Origin of the sequence: Paenibacillus baekrokdamisoli (assembly GCF_003945345.1) — a bacterium.
GTDB classification, from domain to species: domain Bacteria; phylum Bacillota; class Bacilli; order Paenibacillales; family Paenibacillaceae; genus Paenibacillus_Z; species Paenibacillus_Z baekrokdamisoli.
The window spans coordinates 7173033-7189531 of the sequence record NZ_AP019308.1 but is presented as its reverse complement, the minus strand read 5'-3'; the positions used below and the strand labels follow the sequence as shown (position 1 = coordinate 7189531).

The following is a 16499-nucleotide window of genomic DNA, read 5'->3' as shown; positions in this document are numbered from 1 at the left end:
GCTCACTCTTCCTCAACAAAAAACTCGTGATAATAGCGATACATCATCAGACCAAATATCTCTTTCTTATTAGCAGCTGCATTAGTAGGAAGTCCCAGCATTAATTGAACCATGACATTCGGTATATCGTTTCCTGCAGCTATAGTGAGTGGTAATCCACCTGACGCGAAACGCGTGTTGAAATCGGTCAAGAAGATATGGTTGTTTTCATCAAGAATATATTGAAAGTTAACAGGACCAATCAAAGAAAGATGAGATTCTAATGTTTTCAAAATCTCCTTTACTGCTTCAGCAGTCTCTACCTTTTTGCTTATGACAACCCCACCACCATGAACTTTCTTTCTTTCGCGAGTACTGTAAATAATTAATTTTCCATTTTGATCGAACAAGCAATCGACGGTGAATTCCTTACCATGGACATAGTCCGTGATGACATATTCCTTGAGCTTCGATGTCCAATACTGCCGATCAACACTACTTTCCAGCTTGTGAACGCCCACACTTCCACTACTTTCACAAGCTTTGATCATTGCGGGATAGTGGATGTTGCCCTGATTCTCATATACAAGCGGGGTAGGCACCCCGATGCTGCTCATTAGAGCATACATCTTTTTTTTATTATGCAATAGCTCATGCGTCGTGGAGTCACAGACCAGTAACTTGACCCCCATACTGGAAAGCTTGTTTTTATGTTTGGCATAAAACGGAGTATCATAGGAGGTAACTGGAAAAATCATATGAATGTTCTCTTTTATAATAATATCGTAGATGACTTTTTCGTAACGAGGATCATTACACTTCGGCACATGATAGAAGGTTGGGCTCATGTATCTGGCTAAAGAATGTTCATCGCTGTCCACTGCGACGATGTTATAGTGACAATTATCAATTGGATGATCGAGCAGATGACGAATTAAAAATGTCCCGGATATCCCTCCAGCGGAAGTAATTAATAGATTCAATGTCTGATTATCGCCCATAATATCGATTCATCTCTTCTTCAATCATCGGCCAAACTCGTGGTATATTCGTCACATAAGAGCCCTCCGTACAAGCAAACTCCCGCCCTTTTCTGGCGATATCCTCACGTTTTCCTTCATGTTTCAAATAGTACTTGATTAGTTCTATTGTTTCTTCCGGTGAATTCGATACTACACAATTGATACCAGGTTTTAATCTAGCTCTGACCCCCGGAGAATCCGAAGTAAGTAGGAAGCCCCCTGATGCCAAAATATCGTAGGTTCGGCTGCTTAATTGGTCTTCTACGGTTTGAACGCTAATATTTATTTTGGCAGAGTTATGCACTAGCGGTGTCTCTTGATAAGGAAGAATGCCGTACAGCATCTTGGGATTGGCCGTGATACCAATATTTCTCGGCAATTCAGTATCCCAATCTCGTCCACGAATCCGTGTATCAAAAGGAGCATCAAAGAGGGGATAAACAAGATCGGATAGGCTTTTCCGTCTGAATATGTCATATATAAACTGTCCGTTCACTACTACAGAAACGTCACATTGATAGTGAGGAACTGGTTTTAATGGTCGATGGAAGGATGGGTTGCTTCCGACGTCCAAATAAGTCGCATTAATACCCATTTCTTTATATTTAGGTACACAATTGTAACTGCGGGAAAGTACAAAATGCGTTTGCACGGTTGAGACGTAAGGCTTCGACAATCCAATATAATGCAGCCAATCCTCCTCAGCAAAATATAAGTGGAACAGGTTGTGGCGTGCTTTTATTTGAGGCAAAATATCGGTCCTGCTCTGTAAAAAATCCCACCCCATTCCAAAAGTCATATCTGGTTTAAAGTCTCGTACCGCATCATCAAACAATTGTTCGGTAATTTCATTCAAATAATAAACCTGATGACCCAATTCCTCCAAAGCCCAACAGAAATTCAATCGATGATGCTCACCTTCTACCAGCGCAAGAATTTTCATTGTTAACCATCCTCTCTTCCTTAGCCCTTTTTTTTCAACCAGTTATAGGTTTCTTCCAGGCCTTGGCGCAATGTATGACGAGGAGCCCACTGTAATTCTTTCTTAATCAAACTGTTATTTACGGAGCGATGATGGACATTATCAATGACTCTTTTAGGTAAAGAAACAGTGGGGTAATCTATAAATCCTGCTACGGTAGAGATATGAGCCGCAAGTTGTTGAACACTCGTTTCTATTCCGCTGCCGATATTGTATAGCTTGCCTATACTGTCTTTATGGGAGGCAGCAATCAATATGGCATCAATAACATCCTCAATATAGGAGAAATCCCGGCTTTGCGTTCCATCGCCGTATATGGATATCGGCTCCTTTTTCTCAACGGCATCAAAAAACTTAGCAACAACGCCGCAATAAGGATTCGTGATCAATTGTCCAGGTCCGAATACATTAGATAGCCGCAGCATGGTGATCGGCATATTGTACATATGTGAATAGACTTGAAAGTAGTGTTCAGCTGAAAATTTACTTGCCGAATATGGCGTGGATATGTGATAGAAGGACTCCGGGGTAGGCCGAACACTAGCATTACCGTATACGGATGCTGTTGAAGTATAAACCATTCTTTTAAGAGATGGACATAATGCCTTTGTTTTTTCCAGAAGCAAAAAAGCTCCGAATAAATTGGTGTGGAAATCTTTTCTCATATCGAGAACGGAATGGGTTAGACTGCTGCAAGCGAGATGGAACACCCATTCCACGCGAGGCAGCACTTCCTCTAGAAAATCTTCGTTCGTGTAGCTTTCCTGATAAAAAGTTACTTTTTTAGAGTCTACAACCGCTTCGTGCCGACCAGATGAAAGATCATCAATAACATAAATGTGATCTGAAATGGGTTCCAATCGTTTCAGTAATTGGGAACCCACGAATCCTGCTCCACCTGTGATTAATACATGACCAAAATGCATACCTAACCATCTCCCCTTCTCCCAAGTTATGCTTTTCGTCAAAGATTCGTAAGTGCAGAAACCCATTCATAACTTCTAGTGGAATAACTAGTGCATTTAATGTCGATCGACATAAAATAGTATAGATTTTCAATATGCAGCAAGGAGATGAATAAGTGAAAGTTATACATGCCTATGAAAAGGGAAACTCGCAAGCCGGATTATTGGTTAAAAAACTGCAAATTTCCGGGCATCAGGTGGAATCTTACGAAATGGATGTGCCAGTAAGCAAAGAAAGAATAACAGCAAGTCTTCCCGCTGAGGTTATCCATCTTCATAACAGTTCTTTTGTTGCTGCACATTTAACTGACGTATACGTGGAAACTAACAACCGGATTGCAACATTCATTCATTACGAAACATCTGATCTTCGGACCGAGAAAGATGCCATTCGGTTTAACCCTTATGCTAAATTAGGACTTACTTTCCAAGATGCTCATGTGACGAACAATCTTAACTTGTTATCCCCGCTTTATCCCGCTTGTATTGTAAAAGACGTTGAAGCTGTCGCTTATGCAGCCAAAGTTCACAACCGGGTATATGTAGTCCCCCATGCGATCGACCTTGATGCCATAACCATTCTGCCTTCCACAAAAGGTTCGAACTCCCTTCCACTCATTCTTCACCTGCTCACGAATGATTCGAAAGGAACTGACTATATAGAAGAGGTTATCGATCGTTTACAAAAAGAGGGCTATCAATTTGAGTACCGTCGGATCGAAAATACCAGTCACGAAGATGCTTTGCGACAAATGCAGCAAGGTGATATCATCATTGATCATTTACTTCGGGGCTCATACGGTGTTGTTTCCATTGAAGCAATGGCATTGGGGAAACCCGCTATCTCATACATCAGGGAAGACTTAAAAAGTCGATACGATCCGAGCTTGCCCGTCATCTCAGCTAATCCCGCTACCTTATACCAGAAATTGATTCCGCTAATAAAAGATGCTGAACTTCGAGTACGCATAGGGAAAGCCGGCCGGGAATATGTTGAACAACATCATCATGTCAGTGCAGTAATAAACAAGCTGGTGGAGGCATACCGTGCCGAAATCGAGTACCTTTTAAATCCCCCTCAATCAGAACAACCGACTATTGTGGATACAATTACAGGTAATACGCTTGTGAACGGAGAGAATCGAACGATTGAACACGATACCATGACTAGAGCCACGCAAACCCGTCATCTTCAGCCAAATCGATATTATACAAGGAAACGCGCAAAAAATAGATCAAATTCCTATTTCTCGTTCAATATGGCGGAAATCCCTTTGTCAGCGACAATCACTAAAGCAGTCATCGTTCTACCCGTCATGCTGAATAAAAAACAGATCGTTTCTGTTGTTCGGATCAAACGAGACTGGAATTCTAAAAAAGCCAAAAGAAAGCTCCCTATTGTGTTCCCACGGCAGTTTGGCAAGCTTTCAACATTGAACCGAACGAGCGTGCTGCATTGGGATTGCACAGAACTTGTGAGGCGTTGGCATCGTAATGGTCTGAAAAATCATGGTATTCGTATTTCAAGAAAATTACGGACACATCCTGAGCTTATGATTACGATTGACGAATGATCTTAGGGCCAATGGCTCGCTTCAGTGAGCCATTGGTCCTTCACCTCATCTTCATCATGGAAGTCGAGAATTCGGATAGGGGAAAGTGTTGAACATTCGCTGTTGAAGCTGACAAATAAATGGCGAATATAAGCTCAAGCGCACGCTTACCTTCTGATGCATCGATTAATTCCGCATGCTGTTTTCCTAGAATCGCATCGACCATCGCTTGGTACATGTACAGATGTTCGTTGGTGTCCTTCATCAGCAGTCTCGCCTCCTCTGCTGCATTCGGGCATCCTTCGATGTACCATCGATCGATACGACCCAGCGACCCGCCTCCCAGACAAATCGTTCCCTTTTCTCCGAGTAGAAATAAGGATTGTTCTAGATTCGCAGGCAGAGTGATAGAATTTGCTTCAATGATCCCCTTTGCATGGTTTGAAAATGATATTATGCCAGCTGCCATATCCTCCGTTTCTTTAAAGGAATGAACAGAGGATAACTCACCGTATACCTTTTGTGGCTTACCAAGATACCATAGAAGTAAGTCAATGATATGAATCCCTTGATTCAGAAGCATACCACCGTCATGTTCCCACGTTCCCCGCCAATTTGCTGATTGATAATAGCTGATGGAACGATTTAATCGTAAATTGGCCACCCCCATGCGAATCTCCCCTAGCTCCCCGCCTAACACTAAGTCTTTTATCTTTCTCATCAGGGGACGATACCGAAGTTGATGGCAAACCTGCACATATAGATTCCGTTCGGATGCAATCCGGATTAAATCATCAGCATCCTGTAAAGAAAGAGCTATTGGTTTCTCCAACACAACATGTTTGTTTGCCTGCAGTGCTTCTTTGGCGAATTCCGCATGTAAACTGGATAAGGTAGAAATGACTATAACTTGAATAGACGGGTCAGCAAGCAGCTCCCGAAACTCAGCTACCTTAGCAATCTTCTGCTCCTCACCGCTTTCTTCATGCCATAACGCTGCAATTTGCTCCATTCTTTCAGCATTTAAATCGCAAACTGCCACCAGTCTTGCTTCTTGACAAGCCGCCATGGATATAACATGCTTACAGGCTATAGTGCCACAACCAACGATAGCAAACGTAACACTGCGCATTAACTTATACTCCTAAAGTTCTTTAATAATGAAATAATCTCATCCTGTTCGGATTCGGTTAAGAATGGATTCATTGGAATTGCGAACAATCGATTGGATAGCTTTTCCGCTGCAGGAAAATCCCCTTTTTGATAATGAAGATGGTCATAAGCCTTTTGGAGATGAAGAGGACAAGGGTAGTAGACTCCGGTTTGAACACCCGATTCTTGAAGCATGGTTGTTATGAAGTCCCGCTGGTCTGATCCTATACAAAAAAGATGATACACACTGAAGGAATCCTTGGAATCCTCCGGTAAATCGAGGTAAGGAAGATGGAACAGCTCCTTGCGATAACGTTCAGCTAATATTCGACGTCTATCATTCCAGATGTCAATTCGATCCAAGGCAATAAGGAGAATCATCGCATGAAGTTCATCGAGACGACTATTATAGCCAAGATCGTCATGATAATACTTTACTTTGCTTCCATGATGACGGAGTTTGCGAATTTTTTCTGCTATTTCTGGATTCGAGGTTACCACGATACCCCCGTCCCCCATTGTCCCCAAATTTTTGGTTGGAAAAAAAGAAAAACAAGCTGCATCCCCCAGACTCCCAACCGGTCTTCCTTTATATTTAGCACCGAATGCTTGGCAAGCATCTTCAATAACGACGAGGCCATACTTTTGAGCCAGAAGATTTATGTGATCCATATCAGCAGGCTGGCCAAACAAATGAACAGGTAAAATGGCTTTCGTACGCGGGGTGATCAGAGCTTCGACTTGAAACGGATCCATGTTATAGGTAACAGGATCGACATCTACAAAAACCGGCTTAGCCCCTCTCCGAGATATAGCCTCAGCCGTTGCAAAAAAGGTGTACGGGGTTGTAATCACTTCGTCCCCCTCACCAATACCATAAGCTTCGAGGGTAAGAATTAATGCATCTGTACCATTTGCTACACTGATTGCATAGGAAGTGCCTACTTTATCAGCGATTTTCTTTTCTAGTAGGGAAACATAATCGCCGATTATATATTTTCCGCTATCAATAAACAACTCAAATTGTTGAAAAATCTCCTGCTTTATCGATTGAAACTGACGAGCAAGATCAGAGAGTAAAATCATACTTTTTCCCCTTTCATTAATCTAAACAAGAGGTCTATATTTGTCCTTTGTCCTTAACGAGATTTTTCTTAGAGTACAATGACATTACTTCTGTCTTTCAGATTAGCTGTTGCATTTCGGGTATCGATAACTACTGACGAATTTGCCACGACAAGCTCATACGGTATGTTTGAATGATCCGTCAGAATCAATGTACAATCAAAATTCTTAATATTTCGTGCCGTAAGCGGGGTCACTTGAATCACTTTATCGCTGATTCTCAGATCTTCCATATAAGGATCAAAAAAACTGACCTTTACACCAGCTCGCTGTAAATTCTTAATAATTTGAAGTGCGGTTGATTCACGTATATCGTTAACATCCTTCTTATAAGTCACCCCGATAACGAGCACACTACTCTCGTTCAACCTTTTCGGATGCAAACCTTTCTCAACCCTTTCCACAATATACCCCGGCATATCCTTATTCACCTGATGACACAGCTCGATGAAAGGAAGATCTAAGTTCTGTTCACGAGCCTTCCAAAGTAAATAAAGAGGATCAATGGGAATGCAGTGACCACCGACGCCCGGTCCTGGATAATACTTCGTAAATCCATATGGCTTCGTTCCTGCCGCATCGATAACCTCCCAGAGGCTGATGTCCAGTTCCTCACACAATTTCAATAGACTGTTCATAAATGAGATATTGATATAGCGTTGACAGTTTTCTAGTAGTTTCGTCATCTCCGCTACACGCGGCGAAGAAACAATGACCAATTTATCGAACGCTGATCCATATACTTGTTTCGCATAAGACGTACAAGAAGGAGTAACACCACCTATGATTTTCGGGATATGCTCCAGCTCCCATTCAGAGCCGGGATCGATCCTCTCTGGGGAGTATGCCAGTGAAATGTCTCTACCAACTATCATCCCTGTCGATTCCAATATAGGTTTCAACTGCTCCTCACTTGTCCCTGGAAACGTCGAGCTTTCTAGTACAACAAGTTGCCCCCGATGCAAATAGGGTAGTGAACTCTGTGCAGCATGGAGAACATACTTCAAATCGGGCTGTGCATTCTCATCCAAAGGTGTCGGGACGCAAATAATAATAACGTCTACCTTATCAATCGCTTCAAATGAGGTTCCAACATAAAAACTATTCTTTCTAAACAGTTTTCGAATTTCAATATTTGTAAAATCCGACAAATAAGATTGCCGTTTTTGCAGCTTATTAATCTTTTGTTCATCGACGTCAATACCGTGCACCTCATGCCCTTTCTCGATAAACAAACGCGCGAGCGGTAATCCGACGTACCCCAATCCAATAATCCCGATTTTATAATGGGGATAATGCTCCATGAATATATCCGCTCCCTTGTTGAATTTGTAGCATCATACGCGAAATATCCAAGTTTGCTGTAGTCGAATGACTTATACTCTTAAAAAATAGTGAACTATCACGATACAATGCCATTAAAAGGTAGAAATGATAGGTAGAAATCCCGAGACAATGACTGCTTAACTCGGACATGCAAGAAAAAGGGTCATTGAAGGGCGTATTATGCCCTTCAATGACCCTTTTCCCATGCCTCTAAGCCAGGCACAAATGCGAAGAATGGTGCGTAGAAGCCCGCTACACGGACGGATCATTCTTACGATCGCTGTTGTCTCCCTATTTCTTGATTCTATCCCTTAGGGGTAGAAATAAGGAGACAAAGGCGAACGCTACCGCTTCTTCAGAACGATTCCGTCCGCTTCGCTTTTGTTTCTTGTTGGCAAGCAACCTAGTGCTAGAAAACCGCTACAATATGAACTGATAGCGGAAAGTAGGGACCGCGACTGGCTGGTAACTCCACTTTTACAGAATGACAGTAAAAACCTCTGCGCAGCCCTTATAGAATGGCCTACTACGCAGAGGTTCTGTTGTTACTTGGAGCCAATAGCAATCCAGTTAATGAACCCTTGTGGTTCAGGACTAATACGGGTCCGTACCACAGTTACTTGCACCTCTGACGCTGTCTTTGAATGAATGACCGCATAACATGAAACCTGATCCGTCGTTGCTACAAATACGTAGGCATCACTCGTGAATGGCTCATCAAAGTTCACCGTGAGCTCTATTTGTTCGCCTTGACCTTTGAAGCTATAGGCTGTCAGTCCGAATTGCTGTACAACCGTTTGGTTCGAGACCGAACGGATCGGTGAGAAATCAAGCTTTTCTGCAGAAATTGAACCATCCAGCAATTCTGTATTTTCTATGCTGTGGCTAGCTGGAGAAAACGCCATTACGTCTGGTGCCAAATGCTCTTTGGTAATCGATCCGATTGCGATTTTCGAAGTAATGGCGTCCTCTGCCAACTCCAGCACTTCGTTTAAACTGCCTTCCAGCAGCTCCAACTTCTGCAGCAATTCAGGTGCCAATTTTTCAGTAGTTATTGCACCATCCGATAGCTTCGCGCTCGTCACCGAGCCGTCACCGAGCGTTTCCTCAACTACCGCGCCTACCCCGAGCTTCGCGCTTGTCACTACACCATCGCTCAACGCTTCCTCACTTACTGCGCCTACCGCCAGCTTCGCGCCCGTCACCGCTCCATCGCTCAGCGCTTCCTCGCTTACCGCGCCTATCGCCAACTTCGCGCCCGTCACTGCACCATCGCTCAGCGCTTCCTCACTTACCGCGCCTATCGCCAGCTTCGCGCTCGTCACCGCTCCATCGCTCAGCGCTTCCTCACTTACCGCGCCTAAAGCCAACTTAGCGCCCGTCACCGCTCCATCGCTCAGCGCTTCCTCACTTACCGCGCCTAACGCTAACTTCGCGCTCGTTACCGCTCCATCGCTCAGCGCTTCTTCACTTACCGCACCTAACGCCAGCTTCGCACTCGTCACCGCTCCATCGCTCAGCGCTTCTTCACCTACCGCGCCTAACGCCAACTTCGCTCTTGTCACCGCGCTATCGCTCAGCGCTTCCCCGCTTACCGCACCTAACGCCAACTTCGCTCTTGTCACTACTCGATCCCTCAGCGCTTCCGCACCTACCGCGCCTATCGCCAACTTAGCGCCCGTCACCGCACCATCGCTCAGCGCTTCCTCGCTTACCGCGCCTATCGCCAACTTCGCGCCCGTCACTGCACCATCGCTCAGCGCTTCCTCACTTACCGCGCCTATCGCCAGCTTCGCGCTCGTCACCGCTCCATCGCTCAGCGCTTCCTCACTTACCGCGCCTAAAGCCAACTTAGCGCCCGTCACCGCTCCATCGCTCAGCGCTTCCTCACTTACCGCGCCTAACGCTAACTTCGCGCTCGTCACCGCTCCATCGCTCAGCGCTTCCTCGCCTACCGCGCCTAACGCCAACTTCGCTCTTGTCACTACGCCATCGATCAGCGCTTCCTCACTTACTGCGCCTAACGCCAGCTTCGCGCTCGTCACCACACCATCGATCAGCGCTTCCTCACTTACCGCTCCTAACGCTAACTTTGCTCTCGTCACCGCGCCATCGATCAGCGCTTCCTCACTTACTGCGCCTATCGCCAACTTCGCGCCCGTCACCGCACCATCGCTCAGCGCTTCCTCACTTACTGCGCCTATCGCCAACTTCGCGCCCGTCACCGCACCATCGCTCAGCGCTTCCTCGCCTACCGCGCCTAACGCCAACTTCGCTCTTGTCACTACGCCATCGATCAGCGCTTCCTCACTTACTGCGCCTAACGCCAGCTTCGCTCTCGTCACTACACCATCGCTCAGCGCTTCTTCACCTACCGCGCCTAACGCCAGCTTCGCGCTCGTCACTACGCCATCACTCAGCGCTTCCTCACTTACCGCGCCTAACGCCAACTTCGCGCTGGTCACCGCACCATCGCTCAGCGTTTCCTCACTTACCGCGCCTTTCGCCAGCTTCGTGCTCGTCACAGCGCCATCGCTCAGCGCTTCCTCGCCTACCGCGCCTAACGCCAGCTTCGCGCTCGTCACCGCGCCATCACTCAGCGCTTCTTCGCCTATCGCGCCTAATGCCAGCTTTCCGCTCGTCACAGCGCCATCGCTCAGCGCTTCCTTGCTTACTGCCCCTAACGCCAGCTTCGCTCTCGTCACAGCGCCATCGCTCAGCGCTTCCTCACTTACCGCGCCTAACGCCAGCTTCGCGCTCGTCACCGCGCCATCACTCAGCGCTTCTTCACTTATCGCGCCTAACGCCAGCTTTCCGCCCGTCACAGCGCCATCGCTCAACGCTTCCGCACCTACCGCGCCTAACGCTAACTTCGCGCTTGTCACTGCGCCATCGCTCAGCGCTTCCTCACCTACCGCGCCTACCGCCAGCTTCGCATTCGTCACCGCGCCATCGCTCAGCGCTTCCTCACTTACCGCACCTAACGCCAACTTCGCGCTTGTCACCGCGCCATCGCTCAGCGCTTCCTCACCTACCGCGCCTACCGCCAGCTTCGCGCCCGTCACAGCGCCATCGCTCAGCGCTTCCTCACTTACCGCGCCCAACGCCAGCTTCGCGCTCGTCACCGCGCCATCGCTCAACGCTTCCGCACCTACCGCGCCTAACGCCAACTTCGCGCTTGTCACTACGCCATCACTAAGCGCTTCCTCACTTACTGCGCCTATCGCCAACTTCGCGCTCGTCACTACGCCATCGTTCAGCGCTTCCTCACTTACTGCGCCCAACGCCAGCTTCGCGCTCGTCACCGCGCCATCGCTCAGCGCTTCCTCACTTACCGCGCCCAACGCCAGCTTCGCGCTCGTCACCGCGCCATCGCTCAACGCTTCCGCACCTACCGCGCCTAACGCCAACTTCGCGCTTGTCACTACGCCATCACTAAGCGCTTCCTCACTTACTGCGCCCAACGCCAGCTTCGCGCTTGTCACTACGCCATCGCTCAGCGCTTCCTCACTTACCGCGCCTATCGCCAACTTCGCGCTCGTCACTGCACCATCGCTCAGCGCTTCCTCGCTTACCGCGCCTATCGCCAGCTTCGCGCTCGTCACCGCGCCATCGCTCAGCGCTTCCTCACTTACCGCGCCTAACGCCAACTTCGCGCTTGTCACCGCTCCATCACTCAGCGCTTCCTCACTTACTGCGCCTAAAGCTAGCTTCGCGCTTGTCACCGCGCCATCGCTCAGCGCTTCCTCACTTACCGCGCCCAACTCCAGCTTCGCGCTCGTCACCGCGCCATCGCTCAGCGCTTCCTCACTTACTGCGCCTAACGCCAACTTCGCACTTGTCACTACGCCATCATTCAATGCTTCTTCACCGACAGCTCCGACCGCCAGCTTCGCGCTTGTCACCGCGCCATCACTCAGCGCTTCCTCACTCACCGCGCCTACCCCTAACTTCGCACTCGTCACCGCGCCATCACTCAGCGCTTCCTCACTTACCGCGCCTATCGCCAACTTCGCACTCGTCACCGCGCCATCGCTCAGCGCTTCCTCACTTACCGCGCCTATCGCCAGCTTCGCACTCGTCACCGCGCCATCACTCAGCGCTTCCTCACTTACCGCGCCTATCGCCAACTTCGCACTTGTCACCGCGCCATCACTCAGCGCTCCCGCATCTACCGCGCCTAACGCCAGCTTCGCATTCGTCACCGCGCCATCACTCAGCGCTTCCTCACTTACCGCGCCTAACGCCAACTTCGCATTCGTTACCGCGCCATCGCTCAGTGCTTCCTCGCCTACCGCGCCTAACGCCAGCTTCGCGCTCGTCACCGCACCATCGCTCAGCGTTTCCTCACTTACCGCGCCTACCGCCAGCTTCGCATTCGTCACCGCGCCATCGCTCAGCGTTTCCTCACTTACCGCGCCTAACGCCAGCTTCGCGCTTGTCACCGCGCCATCGCTCAGCGCTTCCCCGCTTACCGCACCTAACGCCAACTTCCCTCTTGTCACTACGCCATCCCTTAGCGCTTCCGCACTTACCGCGCCTACCGCTAGCTTCGCTCGCGTCACCGCGCCGTCGCTCAACGCTTCCGCACCTACCGCGCCTACCGCCAGCTTCGCGTTCGTCACTGCACCATCGCTCAGCGCTCCTGCACCTACCGCGCCTATCGCCAGCTTCGCGCTCGTCACCGCGCCATCTCTCAGCGCTTTCGCACTTACCGCGCCTAAAGCCAACTTCGCTCTCGTTACCGAGCCATCGCTCAACGCATCCTCACTTACCGCACCTAACGCCAACTTCGCTCTTGTCACTATGCCATCACTCAGCGCTTCCTCACTTACCGCGCTTAACGCCAGCTTCGCGCTTGTCACCGCGCCATCGCTCAACGCTCCCGTACCTACCGCGCCCATCGCCAGCTTCGCACTTGTCACCGCGCCATTACTCAGCGCTTCCGCACCTACCGCACCTACCGTTAGCTTTACGCTGGTCACCGCGCCATCGCTCAGCGCTCCCGAACTTACCGCACCTACCGCCAGCTTCGCGCTTGTCACCGCGCCATCACTCAGCGCTCCCGAACCTACTGCGCCTACCGCCAGCTTCGCACTTGTCACTACCCCATCACTCAATGCTTCCTCACCGACAGCCCCGAGCGCCAGCTTCGCACTTGTCACTACCCCATCACTCAGCGATTCTGTCTCCACGGAACCGACAATCAAATTCACCGTCGTTATCGATCGCGGAGCGATTTTGCCAAGAGTAACCGAACCTGCTTGCAGCTGTGCATCGCCGATTGCTCCAGTAACGATATGCTTATTTTCGATGCTGTTAGCCTCAACATGCTCTGACCTAACTGTTCCTTCTTTGATTTTACTGCCATGAAGCGAGCCATCCGGCACATTCTCAAAGACAACAAACTCGGAGGCCAAATGTGCAAGGTTAATTGAGCCTTTACGAATGTGATAGCCTTGGATGGACTCCGGCTTTATATGTTTACCAGCTAAAGATTCCAGAACAACATGGTCACCAATAATAGACATCGCAGCAAGCTTTGCACCCGTCACTGCCCCATTCAAGAGCTGCTCTGTCCCGACTGCCTGCTCCGTTATATGCATCTGCAATACACTATCCGCTTGCAGATGCGTACTGCCTACCGATGCTTTCCCAATATGTTTTGATCCTATCGTTTCAGCAGCCACATGCTCGGCTCGCACCGATCCAGGGGCAATAGACTCAGGTCCTACTGCGAATTTTTGCAAATGATTACGACCGACGCTTTCACCAGCGAGTTTATCAGCCGTTACCACCTCTTTGCCCAAATGCACCTCACGTACGCTTTGCTCAGCAAGATGTACACTAATAACCGACTGTTCCCCCAAGTGCTGGCTTTTAACCGCTTCGTTGGCAAGATGAGCAGAATCAACTATACCAGATGCAAGCTTCGCCCCCGTCACTGTTCCATCTGCGATGGCTTCCGTACTTACTGCGCCTTTTGCCAGATGTCGTACCTCCACCGCACCATCCGTCAAATGCCCCGCATCAATGGATTTCAGTGAAATGTGAGTGGATTGAACAGTCTTCGCAGCAAGCTGTTTACTTGTTACAGCATTAGCCGCCAGCTTATTAACTGTAACACTGCCATCAGCCAGCTTATTTGTTGTAACAGCCAAATCCGATAATTTATCCGTGGAGATGCTCTCTGGGGAAAGCTTCAAAGAATTAACCGCATGGTCGGCCAAATGATGCGAATAGATCGCACCCGCTGCCAAGTGACGTTCTGTTACCGCACCGTTAGCCAGCTTAATGGATTTAACCGCTCCATCCTGCAGGGCATCTGTAATTACAGCGGAAACTGACAGATGGGCCGACTGAATTAATCCATGCTGCAGGTGCTGCGATCCGATTGCCTCCCGCGAGACAGCTTCTTCGGTAACCGCTCCAGCCGAAAGGTGAAAGTCACGAATGGCTTCAGGCGAAATTTTGTCAAAGGTAATCGATTCATCCATCAGATGCCTGGTACCGATCGTATTCTCAGCTATCTTCGAGCTGCTTACACTGTCATCCGCTAGCTTATTTTCACTCACTGATTCATCTGCTAGCTGGATTCTGCCGACTGCTGCGCTGCTAATATGAAGCTGCTGGATAGCGGATTCCTTGATCTTCTGACTGGTTATAGCACCGTCAACCACGTTAGAGGTCTGCACGCAGTTATCTGCTAGCTGCCTTGCGCTAACTGAATTTGTACTTAAATGAGGCTCCTCCACACTATCTGACGCAAGAATATCTGAATTCACGCTTTGCCGCTTGAGATGGCGTCCCCAGACCGATTCGTCCAGCAGCTTCGCAGCAGTAATACTTTGATCAGCAATTTTGGATGATGTTACCGCTTGATCGATCAGCTTCATGGTGGAAATCGCTAAGTCCGCAATTTTGGGTGAGGTGACCGCATAGTCAACTAAATGCTTCGAGTCAATTTCATTTACGCTGATGTGTTCGCCGGTTACGGATCGCTCCCGCAGCTGTGCTGGACCGACTGCCCCTTCCGCGATGACTTCTGCTGTTACTGCTGACGCTTGAAGCTCTCTTGTTCCCACCGCTCCTTCAACCAAGTGACTTGCGTTGATTTCTCCTGGGGCCAAATGCTTTCCCAACAACACACCTGTCGCAACATGCTCTGCCAGCAGCAATCCTTGCTTAAGATGAGTGGAGTCGATTGCTCCCAGACTAATTTTCTCTCCAGTCACAGCTTGGTCACGCAGTTTGGAAGAAGTTACGGCACCATCTGCCAATTTCGAGGTGTGAATGGCGTCATTCGCAATATTCTCACTGCGTACAGCGCCACTTCTCAGCTTGCTTGAACTTACCGCTTGATCGTCTAGCAGTTCTGTCGTAATGACGAATGGCTTCAAGTGCTTCGCTTCTATCGATCCTTCAGCAATCTTGTCGGCACTAATGATCCGGTCCGTAAGCTTATCAGACGTCACACTATTATCACGCAGCTTATCTCCTGTAATGGAACGGTCACGAATTTTGGAGCCAGAAATCGCATTCTTTGTTAAATGATCGCTCGTTATGGATTCCGATGCGATTTTCGTTGAAGTAATAGCGCGGTCAGCGATTTTAATACTTTCTACCGCATAGTCGGCAATATTTTGCGTCAGGATCGCATCTAATTTCAGCTGCTTCGAGCCTACGGCACCTGAAGCAAGTTTCTCTGTTGTAATAGCTTCATCAGCCAAGTCATCGGTAAATAGGAAAGGAATTGAGGATTGAGGCAATCTTTTCTCTTTAATACGCTCTTCTTTGCTCGGAATCAGCTCAAGTTCGTCGACTAGCTCCTCCAATTGTTTCCGTTCAACAATCTCATTCTCTCTCACAATCTGCTCGACCACTAGTGCTTGAGCTTTGGACTCCTCAGCAATAGCAGCTGTCCCTTCTTGGAGAACGACATGGATGATCTCGTGTGGTGCTGCTATATTCTCACCAGAAAGTAATACTTCCCGAGCTTGCTGTGTCTGTGTCTGTGTCTGTGTCTGTGCTGCTTGCTGTGACTCCTGCGTTTGTTCTGTTTGCTGTAATCCCTTCTCAGCTTGCTGTATTTCCTGCGTTTGTCCCGTTTCCTGCGTTTGTGATGATGTTTCATGTGGTTCCTGCACTTTTACGGTTTCCTGTATCTGCTGGCCAGTCTGCAGCAGCTGATCCTCTACAAGTGCAACTGTATTCACGTGAACAGGTTTCTTAACTTCTGGACGCGTCGAAGCAATCTTCTTTTTCTTCGATTCGTCGAGCCATTTCAACTCTGAAGCGTTCGGGTTATCCACGTAAAATAACGGCTTACGCCCTTTGGGGCTTTTCCCTTTACTGCTCTTCGCCATAGCCCTCTCCTTCTTCCACCTAGAATGTC

8 protein-coding genes are annotated in these 16499 nt (G+C 48.6%); 1 reads left to right on the top strand and 7 read right to left on the bottom strand.

What is annotated here, in order from left to right; translation table 11 throughout:
* Window positions 1–2: 2 nt before the first annotated feature.
* Genes EKN16_RS31675 through EKN16_RS31665 form a run of 3 tightly spaced genes read right to left on the bottom strand, consistent with a single transcriptional unit; the run spans window position 3 to window position 2951 of the window.
* Window positions 3–980 (bottom strand): ATP-grasp domain-containing protein, encoded by a 978-nt coding sequence (locus EKN16_RS31675; RefSeq protein WP_125665598.1) that lies wholly within the window; start codon window positions 978–980, stop codon window positions 3–5.
* A complete protein-coding gene (locus EKN16_RS31670) occupies window positions 970–1944 on the bottom strand; it encodes a CgeB family protein (protein ID WP_125665596.1) in 975 nt (324 codons plus the stop codon). The genes EKN16_RS31675 and EKN16_RS31670 overlap by 11 nt, the downstream gene beginning before the upstream one ends.
* A 20-nt stretch (window positions 1945–1964) precedes the next feature.
* The gene (locus tag EKN16_RS31665) at window positions 1965–2951 is read right to left on the bottom strand and encodes an NAD-dependent epimerase/dehydratase family protein (RefSeq protein WP_197719116.1); all 987 of its coding nucleotides are present in this window, start codon (window positions 2949–2951) and stop codon (window positions 1965–1967) included.
* 113 nt (window positions 2952–3064) lie between these two features.
* On the opposite strand from EKN16_RS31665, the gene EKN16_RS31660 reads away from it, so the two are divergent.
* Complete coding sequence (locus tag EKN16_RS31660) at window positions 3065–4522, top strand: DNRLRE domain-containing protein (RefSeq protein ID WP_125665594.1); 1458 nt, start codon at window positions 3065–3067, stop codon at window positions 4520–4522.
* A gap of 40 nt (window positions 4523–4562) precedes the next feature.
* On the opposite strand, the gene EKN16_RS31655 is transcribed toward EKN16_RS31660, so the two are convergent.
* The 4 genes from EKN16_RS31655 to EKN16_RS31640 all read right to left on the bottom strand — a co-directional run bounded on the left by EKN16_RS31655 (window position 4563) and on the right by EKN16_RS31640 (window position 16470).
* The gene (locus EKN16_RS31655; RefSeq protein ID WP_125665592.1) at window positions 4563–5633 is read right to left on the bottom strand and encodes a Gfo/Idh/MocA family protein; all 1071 of its coding nucleotides are present in this window, start codon (window positions 5631–5633) and stop codon (window positions 4563–4565) included.
* The gene (locus EKN16_RS31650) at window positions 5633–6739 is read right to left on the bottom strand and encodes a DegT/DnrJ/EryC1/StrS family aminotransferase (protein ID WP_125665590.1); all 1107 of its coding nucleotides are present in this window, start codon (window positions 6737–6739) and stop codon (window positions 5633–5635) included. Before EKN16_RS31650 ends, EKN16_RS31655 begins: the two co-directional genes overlap by 1 nt.
* Window positions 6740–6807: 68 nt before the next feature.
* A complete protein-coding gene (locus EKN16_RS31645; protein ID WP_125665588.1) occupies window positions 6808–8082 on the bottom strand; it encodes a nucleotide sugar dehydrogenase in 1275 nt (424 codons plus the stop codon).
* Window positions 8083–8649: 567 nt separating this feature from the next.
* Window positions 8650–16470: a WIAG-tail domain gene (locus EKN16_RS31640; protein ID WP_125665586.1), complete on the bottom strand. Its 7821-nt coding sequence runs from the start codon at window positions 16468–16470 to the stop codon at window positions 8650–8652.
* Window positions 16471–16499: the final 29 nt, after the last annotated feature.

Coding starts and splice junctions, on each gene's coding strand:
- EKN16_RS31675 (WP_125665598.1), bottom strand. CDS start 980: ATGGGCGATAATCAGACATTGAATCTATTAATTACTTCCGCTGGAGGG.
- EKN16_RS31670 (WP_125665596.1), bottom strand. CDS start 1,944: ATGAAAATTCTTGCGCTGGTAGAAGGTGAGCATCATCGATTGAATTTC.
- EKN16_RS31655 (WP_125665592.1), bottom strand. CDS start 5,633: ATGCGCAGTGTTACGTTTGCTATCGTTGGTTGTGGCACTATAGCCTGT.
- EKN16_RS31650 (WP_125665590.1), bottom strand. CDS start 6,739: ATGATTTTACTCTCTGATCTTGCTCGTCAGTTTCAATCGATAAAGCAG.
- EKN16_RS31645 (WP_125665588.1), bottom strand. CDS start 8,082: ATGGAGCATTATCCCCATTATAAAATCGGGATTATTGGATTGGGGTAC.
- EKN16_RS31640 (WP_125665586.1), bottom strand. CDS start 16,470: ATGGCGAAGAGCAGTAAAGGGAAAAGCCCCAAAGGGCGTAAGCCGTTA.